This window comes from Pseudooceanicola marinus, from assembly GCF_020177265.1.
In the GTDB taxonomy this organism is placed as follows: domain Bacteria; phylum Pseudomonadota; class Alphaproteobacteria; order Rhodobacterales; family Rhodobacteraceae; genus Pseudooceanicola; species Pseudooceanicola marinus_A.
The window spans coordinates 265490-281762 of sequence record NZ_JAIVMC010000003.1 but is presented as its reverse complement, the minus strand read 5'-3'; the positions used below and the strand labels follow the sequence as shown (position 1 = coordinate 281762).

General features: G+C 68.4%; 15 protein-coding genes. 3 read left to right on the top strand and 12 right to left on the bottom strand.

Annotated elements, in window-relative coordinates; translation table 11 throughout:
* Positions 1 to 122: 122 nt before the first annotated feature.
* The 6 genes from murB to ftsW form a co-directional block, all read right to left on the bottom strand.
* Entirely contained in the window at positions 123 to 1109 is a 987-nt protein-coding gene (murB, locus tag LC066_RS05940; RefSeq protein WP_224897183.1) for a UDP-N-acetylmuramate dehydrogenase, read from the bottom strand.
* Between the two features lie 116 nt (positions 1110 to 1225).
* Positions 1226 to 1510 (bottom strand): hypothetical protein, encoded by a 285-nt coding sequence (locus LC066_RS05935; protein ID WP_224897181.1) that lies wholly within the window; start codon positions 1508 to 1510, stop codon positions 1226 to 1228.
* Between the two features lie 11 nt (positions 1511 to 1521).
* On the bottom strand, positions 1522 to 1767 hold the full coding sequence (locus LC066_RS05930; protein WP_222476861.1) for a DUF2484 family protein: 246 nt from the start codon (positions 1765 to 1767) through the stop codon (positions 1522 to 1524).
* A 324-nt stretch (positions 1768 to 2091) separates the two neighbouring features.
* Positions 2092 to 3489 (bottom strand): UDP-N-acetylmuramate--L-alanine ligase, encoded by a 1398-nt coding sequence (gene murC, locus LC066_RS05925; protein WP_224897179.1) that lies wholly within the window; start codon positions 3487 to 3489, stop codon positions 2092 to 2094.
* Positions 3490 to 3493: 4 nt separating this feature from the next.
* Entirely contained in the window at positions 3494 to 4609 is a 1116-nt protein-coding gene (gene murG, locus LC066_RS05920; RefSeq protein ID WP_198431917.1) for an undecaprenyldiphospho-muramoylpentapeptide beta-N-acetylglucosaminyltransferase, read from the bottom strand.
* Positions 4610 to 4616: 7 nt separating this feature from the next.
* Positions 4617 to 5783, bottom strand: coding sequence for a putative lipid II flippase FtsW (gene ftsW, locus LC066_RS05915; protein ID WP_222476856.1), 1167 nt, complete (start codon positions 5781 to 5783; stop codon positions 4617 to 4619).
* A 223-nt stretch (positions 5784 to 6006) separates the two neighbouring features.
* Here ftsW and LC066_RS05910 point away from each other — a divergent pair, with 223 nt between their 5' ends.
* Positions 6007 to 7197: an NAD(P)/FAD-dependent oxidoreductase gene (locus tag LC066_RS05910; protein ID WP_224897176.1), complete on the top strand. Its 1191-nt coding sequence runs from the start codon at positions 6007 to 6009 to the stop codon at positions 7195 to 7197.
* Positions 7198 to 7216: 19 nt separating this feature from the next.
* Here the strand turns inward: LC066_RS05910 and LC066_RS05905 are convergent, their stop codons facing one another.
* The 6 genes from LC066_RS05905 to LC066_RS05880 form a co-directional block, all read right to left on the bottom strand.
* A complete protein-coding gene (locus LC066_RS05905) occupies positions 7217 to 7543 on the bottom strand; it encodes a hypothetical protein (RefSeq protein WP_222476852.1) in 327 nt (108 codons plus the stop codon).
* Between the two features lie 151 nt (positions 7544 to 7694).
* Entirely contained in the window at positions 7695 to 9155 is a 1461-nt protein-coding gene (gene murD / locus LC066_RS05900) for a UDP-N-acetylmuramoyl-L-alanine--D-glutamate ligase (RefSeq protein WP_224897175.1), read from the bottom strand.
* A 244-nt stretch (positions 9156 to 9399) separates the two neighbouring features.
* A complete protein-coding gene (locus LC066_RS05895) occupies positions 9400 to 10497 on the bottom strand; it encodes an ABC transporter ATP-binding protein (RefSeq protein ID WP_085888485.1) in 1098 nt (365 codons plus the stop codon).
* A gap of 4 nt (positions 10498 to 10501) precedes the next feature.
* Positions 10502 to 11410 carry a carbohydrate ABC transporter permease gene (locus LC066_RS05890; RefSeq protein ID WP_224897173.1) on the bottom strand — a complete coding sequence of 303 codons (909 nt, stop codon included), beginning with the start codon at positions 11408 to 11410 and terminating at the stop codon, positions 10502 to 10504.
* Positions 11403 to 12275 (bottom strand): carbohydrate ABC transporter permease, encoded by an 873-nt coding sequence (locus tag LC066_RS05885; protein ID WP_222476841.1) that lies wholly within the window; start codon positions 12273 to 12275, stop codon positions 11403 to 11405. Before LC066_RS05885 ends, LC066_RS05890 begins: the two co-directional genes overlap by 8 nt.
* Positions 12276 to 12386: 111 nt before the next feature.
* Entirely contained in the window at positions 12387 to 13631 is a 1245-nt protein-coding gene (locus LC066_RS05880) for an ABC transporter substrate-binding protein (RefSeq protein ID WP_224897171.1), read from the bottom strand.
* A gap of 312 nt (positions 13632 to 13943) precedes the next feature.
* On the opposite strand from LC066_RS05880, the gene LC066_RS05875 reads away from it, so the two are divergent.
* Positions 13944 to 14663 (top strand): response regulator transcription factor, encoded by a 720-nt coding sequence (locus LC066_RS05875; RefSeq protein ID WP_222476839.1) that lies wholly within the window; start codon positions 13944 to 13946, stop codon positions 14661 to 14663.
* Positions 14660 to 16123 carry a HAMP domain-containing sensor histidine kinase gene (locus LC066_RS05870; RefSeq protein WP_318246704.1) on the top strand — a complete coding sequence of 488 codons (1464 nt, stop codon included), beginning with the start codon at positions 14660 to 14662 and terminating at the stop codon, positions 16121 to 16123. The genes LC066_RS05875 and LC066_RS05870 overlap by 4 nt, the downstream gene beginning before the upstream one ends.
* Positions 16124 to 16273 lie beyond the last annotated feature (150 nt).

Here is a 16273-nt window from a genome sequence, read left to right as displayed (position 1 = left end):
TCAGTATCCCGGACCTTTTGCGGCCCTTTATCGTTCCATCCGGCGCCCAATTGCGCCGGGAACCTCCCCCACCTCGAAAGGCCGGTTCAGCGTCATAATGATCGCGCCTTGAGGCGCTGTTATCAATCGGTCTTTGCGGATCGTGCGGCGTCTTCCAGACCGTCCTCGACCGAGGTCTCGCCCGGGGCGACATCACCTATCCGCATGATTTCCCAGTGTAGCTCTATTCCCCGGCTTTGAAAAACCCTTTTTCGAACCTCCTCGCCGAGCAGCTCCAGATCGCGCGCCGTGGCCTCGCCGGTGTTGATGAGGAAATTCGAGTGCTTCTCGCTCATCTGGGCGCCGCCGATGGCATGGCCGCGCAGGCCCGCCTCGTCGATCAGCTTCCAGGCCTTCAGATCCTGCACGTCGTCCGCGCGCCCGGTGGAGGAAAAGCCCGCCGGATTGCGGAAGGTCGAGCCGGCGGAACGGTCCTTCACCGGCTGGGTCGCATCCCGCATCGCCAGCTGCTCGGCCATGCGGGTGGCCAGCGCCTCCGGATCGCCCGCGGGCGGCGCGAAGGTGGCCTGGGTGATGACCCAATCGGCGGGCAGGTCCGCGTGGCGATAGCTCAGGTTCAGCTCTGCCGCCGTCATCACCCGCGCCTCGCCCGCCCGGGTGACCACGCGCACGGCGCGCAGCACGTCGGCCACGTAGACGCCGTAGCATCCCGCGTTCATCCGAACGGCGCCGCCGATGGAGCCGGGAATCGTCCGCAGGAAGGTCAGGTCCAACCCCGCCTGCGCCGCCTTGCGGGCGATATTGCTGTCCGGCGCGGCCGCGCCTGCGATCAGCTGACCCTCGGCGATCTCATGGTTATTGAACCCCTTCCCCAGCCGGATCACCACGCCACGGATGCCCCCGTCGCGGACGATCAGGTTCGAACCAACCCCCATGGGAAAGACGGGCACCTCGGGGTCCAGGGCCGCGAGGAAGGTGCAAAGGTCCTCTTCGTCGGCGGGCTGAAACAGCCACTCCGCCGGGCCACCGACGCGCAGCCATGTCAGACGCGACAAATCCTTGTCGCGGGTCAGGGCGCCCCTGATCTCGATCTCGTCCGGTCGGGCCATGGGGCGGATGCCTTCTTCTTGCCTGCAGGAAATCCGGGTGCTTGGGGCAAGGTCCCCTGCCCGGTTGCCGCGAGATAGCAGCGCCGGAGCGACCGGACAAGCGGTGCGCCCGCCCGTCAGCCGCGCAGCGCCGCGATCAGCCAGCCCAGAAGCGCCCCGCCCGCACCGAAGACCAGCACCGCCCAGCCCAGCATCAGCAGGATCCCGGGCAGCATCGAGGCATTCATCCCCGGCTCCGCTTGGGGAAGCCCGAGAACCTGCATGGGAAGGATGGTGAAAAGGCCGATCGCCGGCAAGGCAAAGGCCAACCCCAGATCATCGTCGAGCGCATAGCGAAAGCAGATCACCGCCACCACGATCCCAGCAACGAGCGGAATACCGAGGAGCAGAAACAGACCCACACCCCGCCGCCCTAGTCCAGTCGCGACCGGACCCAGCGCCCCAGATAGACGACCGGCCAGCGCAGGATGGACATGCCCCCGAGCAGGACGATCAGCCCGGCGACGGGCCCGTGCTGCATAGTGACGAAACCGAGGATGGGAATGCCGCAGGCGATCAGCAGATAGGCGCGGCTCCAGTGGTTGTCGCGCGAAGGGACCATCGCCAGGATATTGGCCGCAACGCCCCAGAGGGCTGCCAGAAGAATCGATTCACTCATCGTGCTGCCTCCTCGGGTCTTTTCGGCGGGGCCTTGCCGGTGCGACCCGCCTGGTGCCGCACAACCCCAGCCGAATGCACTTTTTCGCGGCCTGTTGCTCTTACGCAATAACGTACCCGCAACACCCTGCATCCACAAGAAAGTTTTTGACTTCGATGATTGCGCAGGCGTCGTTGCAGAAACCGACGGCAGCCGATCCCAGACCACCCGCGACAGGGCGGCAGAAAGATGCTCATGCAAATGGCGACAGGAGGGCCGCGCGCGGCGCGGCAATCCGCCGACCCGCCGCGCGCCCCTTTTCAAAGGCGTCCGCCGCGCCTGCCCCTAGTCGGTCAGGCGTCCCGCCAGCCGGTTCGCCCAGGCCGAGATCGTACCGGCGCCGAGGCAGACCACCATGTCGCCCGGCTGCGCCTGTTCACGCACCAGCCGTTCAAGGTCCTCCTCGGAGTCGATGGCCCGCGCGTGGCGGTGGCCGTGGCGGATCAGCCCAGCGACCAGGTCATCGCGGGAGGCGCCGGGAATCGGGTCCTCGCCTGCGCCGTAGACCTCCGCGATGGCCACCACGTCGGCCTCGTTGAAGCAGGCGCAGAAGTCATCGAACAGCGAATGCAGCCGCGAGTAGCGGTGCGGCTGGTGTACGGCGATGACACGGCCCTCGGTGGCTTGGCGGGCCGCCTTCAGCACCGCCGCGATCTCCACCGGATGGTGGCCGTAGTCATCGATGATGGCGACGCCGTTGGCCTCGCCTACCTTGGTGAAGCGACGGTTCACCCCCTTGAAGGCGGCCAGCGCCTCGCGGATCTCATCGAGCTTCATACCCAGATGCCGGGCCACCGCGACGGCAGCCAGGGCGTTGGACACGTTGTGATCTCCGGGCATCGGCAGGATGCAGTTCTCGATCACCTGCCCCTCGGCCTGCAGCGCCACGTCGAAATGCGCCGCGCCCTGCTTGTAGGTCAGGTTCACGGCCCGCACGTCCGCCTGGGCGTTGAAGCCATAGGTGGCGACGCGGCGGTCGGTGATCTTGCCGACCAGCGCCTGCACTTCCGGATGATCGGTGCAGCAGACGGCGATGCCGTAGAAGGGAATGTTGGAGACGAAATCCAGGAAGCCCTGGCGCAGCGTGTCGAAATCGCCCCAGTGATCCATGTGTTCCGGATCGATATTGGTCACTATGGCGATGGTCGCCGGCAGGCGGTTGAAGGTGCCGTCGCTTTCATCGGCCTCGACCACCATCCACTCGCCCAGACCAACACGCGCGTTGGAGCCATAGGCGTGGATGATGCCGCCGTTGATGACCGTGGGGTCGAAATGGCCCGCGTCCAGCAGGGTGGCGACCATCGTGGTGGTGGTCGTCTTGCCATGGGTGCCGGCCACGGCAATGTTCGACTTCAGCCGCATCAGCTCGGCCAGCATCTCGGCCCGGCGCACCACCGGCAGGCCGCGCAGGCGCGCCTCGTCCAGTTCGGGATTACCCGGCTTGATGGCCGACGAGATCACGACAACCTGGGCATTCTCCAGATTCTCGGCGCTCTGCCCCTCGAAGACATGGGCGCCAAGGCCCTCCAGCCGTTCGGTGATGGGCGAGCTTTTCAGGTCCGACCCCTGCACGGTGTAGCCGTGATTCAGCAGCACTTCGGCGATGCCGGACATGCCGATCCCACCGATCCCCACGAAATGGATGGGTCCCACGTCTCCGGGCAGTTTGGTGGCGGCGTTCATCGGCTCAGTCCTTCTTCGTCGTCGTGGCGCGGGCGGCCAGGTCCTCGACCATGTCGGCCAGGGTCGTGGCGGCTTCGGGCTTGCCCAGCGACAGGGCGGCCCGGGCCATCTGCTCTGCCCCCTGCGGGTGGTCGAGCACAAGCTGGATGTTCTCGGCCAGGGTTTCCGGCGTGAACTTGCTTTCGGGCATGACGATGGCGGCCCCCACCTCGGCCAGGCCGCGGGCATTGGCGGTCTGTTCATCGCGGATGGCGATGGCCAGGGGCACCAGGATCGACGGGCGTCCGATCACCGACAGATCCGCGATGGTCGAGGCCCCGGCGCGGGTGATGACCAGCTGCGCCTCGGACATGCGGCGGGGCACGTCGTGGAAGAAGGGCTCAACCTCGGCATCGACGCCCTGCTCGGCATAGGCCTGCGCGACGCGTTCCATGTCCTCGGGGCGGGCCTGCTGGGCCACGCGGATGTTCGCGCGGGAGGCCTCGGGCAGCGCGGCGATGGCGGCGGGCACAACGTCGCTGAGGATGCGGGCCCCCTGGCTGCCGCCCATGACCAGCACCGACATCGGGTAATCCCCGGGGGCGATGTAGCCCGCGCCCGCGCGGTCGCGGATCGCGGCGCGCACCGGGTTGCCCACGTGCCAGCCCTGGACCCCCTCGGGCAGCTCGGTCGGCCAGGTGCCGCAGGCGATGGCATCGACGCGGCTGGCGAAGACCTGGTTCACCCGGCCCAGCACACCGTTCTGTTCATGGATCATGCGCGGCTTCTTCAGCAGGAAGGCCGCGGCCATGGCCGGGATCGCCGGGTAGCCGCCGAAGCCCACCACGGCCGCCGGGCGGTCGCGCCACATGCGGAAGGTGGCTCCGACGACGCCGGCGGCGATGCGCAGCGGCACCACGGCCTTGGCCAGCAGACCGCCGCGGGCGAAGGTGGCCGAGGACAGCTGTTCGACCTCCACTTCCTTCGGAAACCCGCCCGAGTAGCGCGCGCCACGCGCATCGGTCGACAGTTTCACCCGCCAGCCGCGGGCCAGCATTTCCTCGGCCAGGGACTGGGCAGGGAACATATGGCCGCCGGTCCCTCCGGCGGCGATGACAAGGAGAGGCGCATTCAGGTTCATAGTCGTCTTATCGTCCACGGCCCGCCAGAAGATCCACGATCTGGTTCTGGGGGCGGGTTCGGGTAAAGGCCAGCAACATGCCTACGGCGATGCCCCCCGCGATCAGCGAGGAGCCCCCGTAGGACACGAAGGGCAGCGTCATGCCCTTGGCGGGCAGCAGGCGCACGGCGACGCCCATGTTGATCATCGCCTGCACGCCAAAGACGGCCGCCAGCCCGGTGCCGGCCAGGCGGATGAACGGGTCACGTTCCTTCATCAGCCGGCTGAAGCTGCGCAGGACCACCGTGGCGTATAGCGCGATGATGATCATCACCAGGACCAGGCCGTATTCCTCGGCCGCCACGGCGATGATGAAGTCGGTATGGGCGTCGGGCAGCGACATCTTCACCCGCCCCTCGCCCACGCCGACGCCGAAGAAACCGCCCTCGCGGATGGCATTGGCGGCAAAGCCCAGCTGCGTCGTGGGATCCACGTCCTGCGCCAGGAAGCCGTCGATGCGGCGCGCGAAGTGGTCAGAGCTTTCGTAGGCCACGGTGCCGCCCAGGACGACCAACCCGGCAATGCCGACCAGCAGCAGCATCGGTGCCCCGGCGACGAAATACATCACGCCCCAGCCAAAGAGGATCAGGCTGGCCTGGCCGAAGTCGGGCTGCATGATCAGCATCATGACGATGACGCACATCATGGCGAAGGAATAGGCACGGCCGGGTGGGCCGTTGATCTCCTGCGCGGCGGACATCATCCAGGCGGCGACCACGACGAAGACGGGCTTCAGGAATTCCGAGGGTTGCAGCGAGGCAAAGCCCAGCGAGTACCAGCGCACCGCGCCCTTGCCGAAGTCGGTGCCGAAGACCGGCAGCGCCGCCAGGGCGACGAAGGCCACCGCAAAGCCGATGGTCGCTAGCCGCCTAACCGTCGCGGGCGTCATCATCGAGGTGATGACCATCGCCGACAGGGCCAGGCCGCCGAAGAAGGCCTGCCGCTGCACGTAGTAGAACGGCGCCTCGCCGTTGCGTTCGGCCAGGGGCGGCGAGGCCGCGAAGCCCAGCAGAAGCCCCACCCCGAACAACCCCAGCACGCAGGCCAGGGTCAGCTTGTCCACCGTGCGCCACCACTTGGGAACCACCGGTTCGCCATCCCGCACGGGGATGGCGCCATATACCATCTCAGTCATGACGTCCGCTCGATGCCCGGGTTTCCCGGTGCTCTGTTGCCTCATCGGGTCCCTTGGCAGGACCTCTGGCGGAAACTGTAGCGCCTTTCCCCCCCTGAGGCCAGCACCAAAGCTTTCACGGAGGCGTCAGGGGCGGGTCTCCGCCCTTGCAAAACAGGGGCCGCGTGGCGCCGACCTGTACGGCCCCCTTGCGCCCGCCCCGCTTCTCGCACAAGAGGGCGCCATGGACTTCGACACGATCATCCTCGGCGCCGGCGCGGCCGGCCTGATGTGCGCCGCCCATGCGGGCGGGCGCGTCCTGCTGGTGGACCACGCGAAACGGCCGGGAGAGAAGATCCGCATTTCCGGTGGCGGGCGCTGCAACTTCACCAATACCGACACCGGCCCGGCGAATTTCCTCAGCGATAACCCGCATTTCTGCAAATCCGCCCTAGCCCGCTACACGCCCTGGGATTTCGTGTCGCTGGTCAGTGAACACGGCATCGCCTGGCACGAAAAGACGCTGGGACAGCTCTTTTGCGACGACAGCGCGAAACAGATCGTGGCGATGCTGACCGGCCTGTGCGAGGCTGCCGGCGTGCGCCTGGCGCTGGAAACCTCCGTCGAGCGGGTCGATCACGGCCCCGAGGGGTTCACCGTGGCGCTGACGGAACGCGGCCGCCCCCTGAGCGCACGCGCGCCCAACCTGGTCGTGGCCACGGGGGGCAAGTCGATCCCCAAGATGGGCGCCACCGGGCTGGGCTACGACATCGCGCGCCAGTTCGGCCTGGCCGTCACGGACACGCGCCCCGGGCTGGTGCCCCTGACCTTCCCCGAGGGCCGCTTCGCCGGGCTGTCGGGCCTGTCGCTGCCGGCCCGCGTCACCACCGGCCACGCCTTCGACGAGGCGCTGCTGTTCACCCACCGAGGCCTTTCGGGCCCGTCGATCCTTCAGGCCAGCTCCTACTGGCGCGAGGGCGAGGAGATCGAGGTGAACCTGTTGCCCGGTGCCGCGCCCTTCGACACCCTGCGCGCCGCACGCCCCAAGGTCGGGCGCCGCAGCCTGGTGCGCAGCCTCGACATGCTGCTGCCCGCGCGCCTATCGGATCACCTGGGCGAGGCCTGGGGGCTGTCGGGCAACCTGGCCGACCAATCGGACCGTGCACTCCAGGCCCTGTCGGACCAGCTGACGGCCTGGCGCCTCACGCCCTCGGGCAGCGAAGGCTACCGCACCGCCGAGGTGACCCTGGGCGGCGTGGCGACCTACGGGCTGGACAGCAAGACCATGGCGGCCAAGTCCCTGCCCCAGCTCTATTTCATCGGGGAATGCGTAGACGTGACGGGCTGGCTGGGCGGCTACAACTTCCAGTGGGCCTGGGCCAGCGCCATGGCCGCCGCCGGGGCGCTGCGCGCCGGGGACACAGGCGCGGACTGATGCCGCGCCTGCGCCGGGGTCAGCGACGCCCCGCCGGGGGCACGCTGCGCATCGCTGCCTTCAGGGCTTCGGCCATGGCATCGGGTTTGCCGACCAGCGACTGATCGGTGCAGATCGTGCGGGCGATCGCCTCGGCATTGGCATAGTCATAGCCATAGGCCACCAGATCCTCGACGAAGGTGCCGTCCGGACGATCCCAGATCACCCGCTCCGTGGGGCCACGATAGCAGCTGAGGTGGATGACCGGCGCGCTTTCGGCCGCGGTCTGGGCACGGGTGACGGGCTGCGCCTGGGCGGCGCTGGCAAGAAGGATGGCTCCGGCGACACCGGCGGCGAGACATTTCATGGGGGAGACCTTTCCGAGAAGACCGCGACAGGCGGCCGCTGCGTCACCTTCGACGCCGCAACCGCCCGGTATGCAAGACGAAATTCCGCCCCGGACAGGCGATCACGGAAACGTCACCACCCGGCGCAAGGTCTGGTAGATCCCGGCAGGATCAGCGCCCGGACAGCGCGATCACCCGGGCGGCAAAATCCTCGCCCCGCTTCTCGAAGCTGTCGTACTGGTCGAAACTGGCCGCCGCGGGCGCCAGAAGCACCGTTTCGCCGGGCTGCGCCTCGGCTGCCGCCCGTGCCACCGCGGTGGCCATGTCGGTGCAGACCTCGGCCTCGATCCCCTTCAGCTGCATGGCGAAATCCTCCGCCTCGCGACCGATCACATAGGCCTTCACCACCTCGCCCGCGGCCTCCAGCAGCGGCTCCAGCCCGCCTTCCTTCTGCAGGCCACCACAGATCCAGCGGATACGCTTGAAGGCGCCCAGAGCCTGTTTCGCGCTGTCGACATTGGTCGCCTTGCTGTCGTTGACGTAGGTGACACCGTTGACCTCCGCGACCCGCTGCGAGCGGTGCGGCAGGCCCTCGAAGCTGTGGAAGGCGCGTTCGATCACCCGCGGCGCCAGGCCGAGGCTGCGGGCCACCGCGTAGGCGGCACAGGCGTTCTGGTGGTTGTGGGCGCCCGGCAGCCCCGTGACCTCGCGCAGGTCGATCGAGCCGACCTGGCGGCCCTTGCGGTACTCCGACAGGAAGCCCTTTCGGGCGAAGACCAGCCAGCCCGGGCCCGTCAGTTTCTGACCCGAGGAAATCCGGATCACCCGATCATCGGTCGGCCCCTCGGACAGCTGCCCGCCGAGGAACAGCCCCTCCGGTTCATCCACGCCGATCACGGCGCGATCAGGCCCGCCTTCGGCGAAGAGGCGTCGCTTGGCAGCGAAATAGCCGCCCAGCCCGCCGTGGCGGTCCAGGTGGTCCGGCGACAGGTTGGTGAAGACCCCGATGTCCGGCGTCAGCGCGCGGGCCAGTTCGGTCTGGTAGGAGCTGAGCTCCAGCACCACCACGCCGCCGTCCCCCGGGGGCGAGATGTCCAGCACCCCGCGCCCGATGTTGCCAGCCAGCTGTACCTCGCGCCCCGCCTCGGCCAGCACATGGGCGATCAGCGCCGAGGTCGTGGACTTGCCATTGGACCCGGTGACCGCCACCACCTTGGGCGGGGTGTCGAAGTGCATCCAGTCGCCTTGGCCCAGCGAACGGAAGAAAAGACCGATGTCATTGTCCACGGGCACGCCGGCGGCCAGGGCATTGGCGATGGCCGGATGCGGGCGCGGGTAGAGATGCGGGATCCCGGGCGAGGTCACCAGACAGGCCAGCCCCTCGCAGGCGCCGAGTTTGGTCAGGTCGCGCAGCTCCAGGCCCTCGGTTTCGGCAATCTCGGCCGCGCGAGGGCCGTCGTCCCAGGCCACCACCTCGGCGCCCCCGGCGCGCAGGGCGCGGGCGGCGGCAAGGCCGGAACGGCCGAGCCCGAGAATGGCCACGGTCTGACCTGAAAACCCATCGACCGGAATCATGCGCGCCTCCTGATTTGCGTCGCGCCGAGACTGACCCTGCCGGCGGGGAAGTTGCAAGGCACCCCTGCCCGGCCAGGCCCGGCGTAGCGCCCGATATGGCGCTGCGCGCCATGCCTCCGGCGGGAGTATTTGAAACAAGGTGAAGACAAGGGGTGGCGCCCGGACAGGCACCCGGGGGCTGCGCGACGGCAGGACGAACGGGGACGCGCCCCTGCTTCATCTCGTCGAAAATACTCAAAGGGCAGCGCTCCGGACGAGCCGAAGGCGCAAGAGGGGGGCAGGCGCCCTGCCCCCTGGCCCCTCAGTTCAGGCGCTCACCGCTTTCCGGCGCGAAGTAGGACACCTTCGCCAGGTCGAAGGCCAGGTTCAGCGGTGCGCCGGGCTTGGCGGAGGTCTCCGCATGCAGCCGTGCCGTCACCTGCTTGCCGCCCAGATGCGACACCACGTAGGTGTCGGCGCCCGCCGGCTCGACCATGTCGACCTGGCAAGCGGCCTCCTGCACCTGGTCGCCGGAGCGATAGCCGGCTTCGGCGATGTCCTCGGGACGTAGCCCGAGGATGACATCGGCCGGCAGGTCCAGCGGGCGCGGATCGGCCAGCACCAGCGGCGGTTCCGACGCGCGGGCGATCTCGATCCGGTGGCCGCTGCCATCCTTGGCGACCTTGGCCGGGATCAGGTTCATCGCCGGGCTGCCCATGAAATCGGCCACGAAGAGGTTCGCGGGGGTGTTGTAGATCTCCGAGGGCGTGCCGATCTGCTGGATCACCCCACCCTTCATCACCACGATGCGGGTGGCGAGAGTCATCGCCTCGATCTGGTCGTGGGTCACGTAGACGATCGAGGCGCCCAGGGTCTGGTGCAGCTTCTTGATCTCGGTGCGCATCTCGACCCGCAGCTTGGCGTCGAGGTTCGACAGCGGCTCATCGAAGAGGAAGAGCGCGGGATCGCGCACCAGGGCGCGGCCCATGGCGACCCGCTGCCGCTGGCCGCCCGAGAGTTGCCCCGGCTTGCGGTCCAGAAGCTGCGAGATCTGCAACAGGTCCGCCACCTCGGCCAGTTTCGCGCTTTGCGTTGCCTGGTCGATGCCGCGCACCTTCATGCCGAAGGTGATGTTCTTCGCCACCGACATGGTGGGGTAGAGCGCGTAGCTCTGGAACACCATGGCGATGTTGCGGTCCTTGGGGCTGACGTCGGTCATGTCCTGCCCGGCAATCTCGATCGAGCCGCCGGAGATCGGCTCCAGCCCGGCGATGCAGTTCAGCAGCGTGGACTTGCCGCAGCCCGAGGGGCCGACGAGGACCAGGAAATCGCCCTGGTCGATCGCCACGTTGATGTCGCGCAGGATCTTGGTCTGACCGTAGGACTTGTCGAGGTTCTTGATGTCGAGGATCGGTGCCATGGGCTTATCCCTTCACGGATCCGGCCGTCAGGCCGCGGATGAAATACTTGCCGGCGACGACATAGACCAGAAGCGTGGGCAGGGCCGCGAGGATCGCGGCGGCCATGTCCACGTTGTAGGCCTTCACGCCGGTGGTGGAGTTGACGATGTTGTTCAGGGCCACGGTCACCGGCTGGGTGCCGGCCGAGCTGAAGGAGACGCCGAAGAGGAAGTCGTTCCAGATCTGGGTGAACTGCCAGATCACCGAGACGACGAAGATCGGCAGCGACAGCGGCAGGAAGATCGACCAGAAGATGCGGAAGAACCCCGCCCCGTCGATCTTGGCCGCCCGCACCAGCTCTTGCGGGATCGTCACGTAGTAGTTGCGGAAAAACAGCGTGGTGAAGCCGATGCCGTAGACGGTGTGCACCAGGATCAACCCTGGAATGGTGCCTGCCAGCCCCAGGATGCCCAGCATCCGCGCCATGGGCAGCAGCACCACCTGGAAGGGGATAAAACAGCCGAACAGGAGGGCCGCGAACAGCAGGTTGGCGCCGCGGAACCGCCACTGGGCGAAGACATAGCCGTTCAGCGCCCCGATGATGGTGGAGATCGCCACGCCGGGCACCGCGATCAGGACCGAGTTCCACAGGTAGGGCTTCAGCCCCTCGCACTGGATGCCGGTGCAGGCAGACCCCCAGGCGGTCTTCCACGCCTCGAAAGTCACGTCGCGCGGCAGGGCCACCAGCGATCCGGTGCGGATCTCGTCCAGCGATTTCAGCGAGGTGGTGACCATCACGAAAAGCGGCATCAGGAACCACAGGGCGAAGACACCAAGCAGCAGGTAGAGCGTCCAGCGCAGGGCGACGCGGCCCAGGCGCGAGGCCGTGCTGCGCTGGCCCGCGCGGGGAGAGACGTAAGCGAGGTCAGTCATGTTTCGCCCTCAGCTCGGAGTAGAGGTAGGGAACCACGATGGCGAAGACGACGGCCATCATGACCATGGCGGAGCTGGCCGCCTGGCCCAGGTTCCCGCGCGAGAACGCCATGGCGTACATGTAGGTCGCGGGCAGGTCGGTGGCGTAGCCCGGACCGCCCCCCGTAAGGGCGATGACCAGGTCGAAGCTCTTGATCGCCAGGTGCGACAGCACGATGAAGGCCGACAGGAAGACAGGCGCCATCGAGGGGATGATGATCGCCGTGTAGATCCGCCAGTGCGGGATGCCGTCGACCTGTGCGGCCTTGATGATCTCGCCATCGACGGAGCGCAGCCCGGCGAGGAACAGCGCCATGACGAAGCCCGCCGATTGCCAGACCCCCGCCAGGACGATCGTGTAGATCGCCATGTTCGGGTCCACCAGCCAGTTGAAGGTGAAACTCTCGAACCCCCAGCCCCGCACCATGGCCTCCAGCCCCAGACCGGGGTTCAGGATCCATTTCCAGGCGGTGCCGGTGACGATCATCGAAAGCGCCATCGGGTAGAGATAGACGGTGCGGATCGCCCCTTCGACGCGGATGCGCTGATCCAGCAGGATCGCCAGCATCAGGCCAAGCGCCATGGAGATCGCGATGAACAGGATGCCGTAGATGGCAAGGTTCGTCATCGCCGTGTCCCAGCGGGGGGTGGAGAAGAGTTTCACGTACTGGCCGAAGCCCTCGAACTCGTAGCGGGGCATCAGGCGTGATTGGGTCAGCGAAACCCAGGCCGTCCAGGCGATGAAGCCGTAGACGAACAGCAGGATGGCCACGAAGCTGGGCGCCAGGACCAGCTTCGGCACATGATTTTCAAGCCATTTGGTCATGGGGTGTCCGGATAGAGGCGGACGCGCGGCGCGTCCGGGCGGAAAGAAGGAAGCGGGGAGAGAAAGCGCCGCCCGGCGCGGGGGCCGGGCGGCGTGGGGCTGTGGGACGGATCACATCGCGTTGGCGACGGCATCCACCAGCATCTCGACGGCCTCGTCGGAGGACATCTCGGAGTTGAAGTGCGCGGTCACCACATCGGTGATGGCGCCGGCGGGTTCCCCGCGCAGGGCCATGCCGTGGGCGTAGGAAGGCAGCAGCGTGCCGGCCTCGGCGTCCGCGGCCATATCCTCGGCCGACACGTGGGCGCACATGTCGAAGGCGTCGAGCGACACGTCGGACCGCACCGGGATCGAACCCTTGTTGAGGTTGAAGGTCTCCTGGAAGGAGGGGCCGACGATCAGCTCGGCCAGCAGGTTCTGCCCCGCCACCTTGTCCTCGTCGCCGCCCACGTCGAACATGGCGAAGCTGTCGACGTTGTAGAGGAAACCGTCACCCGGCGTCGCGGCGCAGGTGAAATCCTCACCCGGGACCTTGCCGGCGGCCAGGAACTCGCCCTTGGCCCAGTCCCCCATGATCTGGAAGGCAGCCTCGCCGTTCATCACCATGGCCGTGGCCAGGTTCCAGTCGCGGCCCGAGAAGTTGTCGTCGACGTAGCCGCGAATGGTGCGCATCTGGTCGAAGACCTGCACCATCGTGTCGGAGCCGAGCGCCTCGGGGTCCAGCTCCACCAGCGCCTGCTGGTAGAAATCGGCGCCCATGCCCAGGACCACGGTCTCGAAGATCGTGGCGTCCTGCCAGGCCTGACCGCCGTGGGCCAGCGGCGTGATGCCCGCTTCCTGCAGCTTCTCGGCGGCGGCGTTGAACTCCTCCCAGGTGGTCGGCATCTCGATGCCGTTCGCTTCCAGGATCTCGGCGTTGCCCCACATCCAGTTGACGCGGTGCACGTTCACCGGCGCGGCGCACCAGCTGCCGTCGCATTTCATGTGCGCGGCCAGCTGCTCGGGCAGCACGTCGGCCCAGCCCTGTTCCTCGGCCACGTCCGAGATGTCGGCCAGAACGCCTTCCTCGTACCATTCCTGGATCGCCGGGCCCTTCAGCTGCACGGCCGTCGGGGCGTTGCCCGACAGGACGCGGGCGCGCAGGGCGGTCATCGCGGCGTCACCGCCGCCACCCGCCACGGGCATGTCAGTCCAGCTGCCGCCGCGCTCGGCGAACTCTTCCTGCAGCACCGCCACGGATTTCGCCTCGCCGCCGGAGGTCCACCAGTGCAGCACCTCTGCCTGGGGTTCGGCCAGCGCGGGCAGCGCAAGGCAGGTGACGGCGGCAGAGGCCGCCAGAACGGATGTCGTCTTCATAGGAATGTCCTCCCTTGAACATTTCTCCCGCACCCCTCCCGGCGCGGTGATGGGGCAGTCTTTCCGTGCAGAGGGGCCTTTGACAAGTCCGACAAAGGGGCTGACCCTGGGGGAAGCGACAGATTTTCCGCCCGTCTGTTACAGGCTGTTACGAAAGGGAAAATTGCCGCGACGCAGCGCGGATCGCTGCCGCAGGGGAAGGCCCCGAGGGGCGCCGGCATCGAGGCCCGCTGCGTAAATGCCTCGCGGATCGCGGCGATTGCTCCGTCCCGCGCCAACCACTAGTCTTCGCGGGTGGAGAAGGGAGGCCCCATGACCATTGCCCGCCTGCTGGTCGTCGATGACGATGTCGAGATGCGCGAGATGCTGACGGAGTATCTGCGCGCCTCGGGGTTCTTCGTCAACGCCGCCGCGACCGGGGCCGAGATCGACGCCGCCCTCGCCGCGGGCCGGATCGACCTGATCCTGCTGGACGTGATGCTGGGTGATGAAAGCGGGGTCGAAATCTGCGCCAGCCTGCGCGCCGATCATGACATGCCGATCATCCTGGTCTCCGCCCTCTCGGCCGATCACCAGCGCATGGCGGGCTACGAGGTGGGCGCGGACGACTATATCGCAAAGCCCTTCAACCCCGACCTGCTGCTGGCCCGGGTACGCGCGGTCCTCAAGCGTGCCCGGCGCACGCCCTCGCTGGTCTATCGCCGCGCCTCCGACCGGTTCGAATTCGCCGGCTGGACCTACGACGGCAAGCGTGACGAGGTAACCTCCCCCGCCGGCTTCCAGGTCGCCCTGTCGCGGCGCGAGACGGAGCTGCTGAAGGTGATGCTGGCCAACCCGCGCATCCCCCTGACCCGGGAGGAGATCGCCGCCGCGCTCGGCGCCGAGGAGGAAGGTTCGGGCCGGGCCATCGACGTCCTCATGGGCCGGCTGCGCGGCAAGATCGAGCGGGACCCGAAGGCGCCAGCGATCCTGAAGACGGTGCGCGGCACCGGCTATGTCCTGGCCAGCGACGTGGAGAGGGGCGCGGCGTGACCCTGCCCTGGCGCCCCGGCCTGCGCGGGATCGGCACGATCTGGGTCATGGTGGCCTTCGCCGCAGGCGTGGCGGCCACCGCCCTGTGGATGGGGTCGCGCGACGCCTGGGCCCAGCACCTGGGCCGGGCGCAGATCGCGGGTGTCACCCTCTACGACAGCCTGACCCGAGGCACGACCCCGCCGGCGGACCTGGTGATGACCCCGCTGGCCCGCGACGACCAGGCCCTGGCCGAGGCCGGGGATTTCGCCCGGCTGGACGGGGTACCTGTGCCCGCGCAGGTCACCCGCGCCTCGATCCGCGACGGCACGGCAGAGGATTTCGGCAGCCCGGTCCTGCGGCTGGCCATCGTCTCCGACGGGCTGCGCTACGAGGTCGCCCGGCTGGAGGGCGGCGCGCGCACCGCCCCCGAGAAGCTGGGCCAGGTCACCCGGCTATTGGCCAGCTACTGCAGCGATCCGGTGCTCTTTGCCCGCGCGGGCGAGGCGCCGTGGATGCGGATCGACGGGGCCGCCGTCTGGGGCTGCGCCGCCGCGCCGGGGGATTACCGGCTGGGCGCACTGCTGCTGGCGCTGGTCGCCCTCGCCGTGCTGTGGACCCGGGTGACCGAGGTGGCCGCGCGCTTCTCCGGCTTCGCCCGCGCCCTTGGCCGGCGCCGGGTGGCGGGCGGGCCGGAACGCTACTCCGCCGACGGACCGGCCGAACTGGCGGAGCTGGTAGAGGCGGTCAACGATCACCTGGCGGATGAACGTGCCCGCCTCGCCCGGCGGGCGGAAATCCTGTCGGGCGTCAGCCACGACCTGGGCACCCCTGCCACCCGGCTGCGCCTGCGCGCGCGCCTGATCGCCGACGACACCCTGCGGGGCAAGATCGAGCATGACATCGACCGGATGACCGGGATGATCGACAGCGTGCTGTCCTACACCCGATCCGAGATGTCGGCAGAGGCCCCGCGCGAGCTGTCGCTCAGTTCCCTGCTGGAGGCCTTGGTGGATGACTACTGCGACATGGGCCGCCCGGTGCGGCTGCGCGCGGCGGCGCCCGCGCGGATCGCGGCGCAGGGCACGCTCTTTGCCCCCAAGGGCGGGGCCCGCGCCGGCGCCCTGCCCGGCCCCGGCGCCGGCCCCGTGCTGGTCACCGCCCGCCCCGTGGCCCTGGGCCGCGCCATCGGCAACCTGATCGACAACGCCCTGAAATACGGCCGCCACGCCGAGGTCGCGCTGGAGGTTGCCGCCGACCGCGTGGCGGTTCTGGTGGAGGATGCGGGCCAGGGGATGGACGCCCGTGCGGTCGAGGCCCTGATGCGCCCCTTCCAGCGTGGCGAGAACGCCGCGACGGCCGAGGGGTTCGGCCTCGGCCTGACCATCGTGCAGGCGGTGGCCGAACAGCACGGCGGGAGCCTGTCCTTCCAGGACGGCGTCCACGGGCTCGTCGCGCGGCTGGAGCTTGCCCGCCGCTAGGCGCCCTGCCCCGGGATCACGCCCCGCAGCGGCTGTTGCGCCGTGAGTATTTGGAACAAGGTGAAGACAGGGTGGCGGCGCCAGCCAGGCGCCCGCGTTCTCCTGCCGTCGGTTGTACCGGCCCGGCCCGAACGGCGGGCGCCGCACTGG

What these genes read in the sequence shown, in the direction of transcription:
- LC066_RS05890 (WP_224897173.1), bottom strand. Translation starts at nt 11,410, where the DNA reads ATGACTGACCTCGCTTACGTCTCTCCCCGCGCGGGCCAGCGCAGCACG.
- LC066_RS05875 (WP_222476839.1), top strand. Translation starts at nt 13,944, where the DNA reads ATGACCATTGCCCGCCTGCTGGTCGTCGATGACGATGTCGAGATGCGC.
- murB (WP_224897183.1), bottom strand. Translation starts at nt 1,109, where the DNA reads ATGGCCCGACCGGACGAGATCGAGATCAGGGGCGCCCTGACCCGCGAC.
- LC066_RS05930 (WP_222476861.1), bottom strand. Translation starts at nt 1,767, where the DNA reads ATGAGTGAATCGATTCTTCTGGCAGCCCTCTGGGGCGTTGCGGCCAAT.
- LC066_RS05895 (WP_085888485.1), bottom strand. Translation starts at nt 10,497, where the DNA reads ATGGCACCGATCCTCGACATCAAGAACCTCGACAAGTCCTACGGTCAG.
- murC (WP_224897179.1), bottom strand. Translation starts at nt 3,489, where the DNA reads ATGAACGCCGCCACCAAACTGCCCGGAGACGTGGGACCCATCCATTTC.
- LC066_RS05880 (WP_224897171.1), bottom strand. Translation starts at nt 13,631, where the DNA reads ATGAAGACGACATCCGTTCTGGCGGCCTCTGCCGCCGTCACCTGCCTT.
- LC066_RS05885 (WP_222476841.1), bottom strand. Translation starts at nt 12,275, where the DNA reads ATGACCAAATGGCTTGAAAATCATGTGCCGAAGCTGGTCCTGGCGCCC.
- LC066_RS05910 (WP_224897176.1), top strand. Translation starts at nt 6,007, where the DNA reads ATGGACTTCGACACGATCATCCTCGGCGCCGGCGCGGCCGGCCTGATG.
- murG (WP_198431917.1), bottom strand. Translation starts at nt 4,609, where the DNA reads ATGAACCTGAATGCGCCTCTCCTTGTCATCGCCGCCGGAGGGACCGGC.
- LC066_RS05905 (WP_222476852.1), bottom strand. Translation starts at nt 7,543, where the DNA reads ATGAAATGTCTCGCCGCCGGTGTCGCCGGAGCCATCCTTCTTGCCAGC.
- ftsW (WP_222476856.1), bottom strand. Translation starts at nt 5,783, where the DNA reads ATGACTGAGATGGTATATGGCGCCATCCCCGTGCGGGATGGCGAACCG.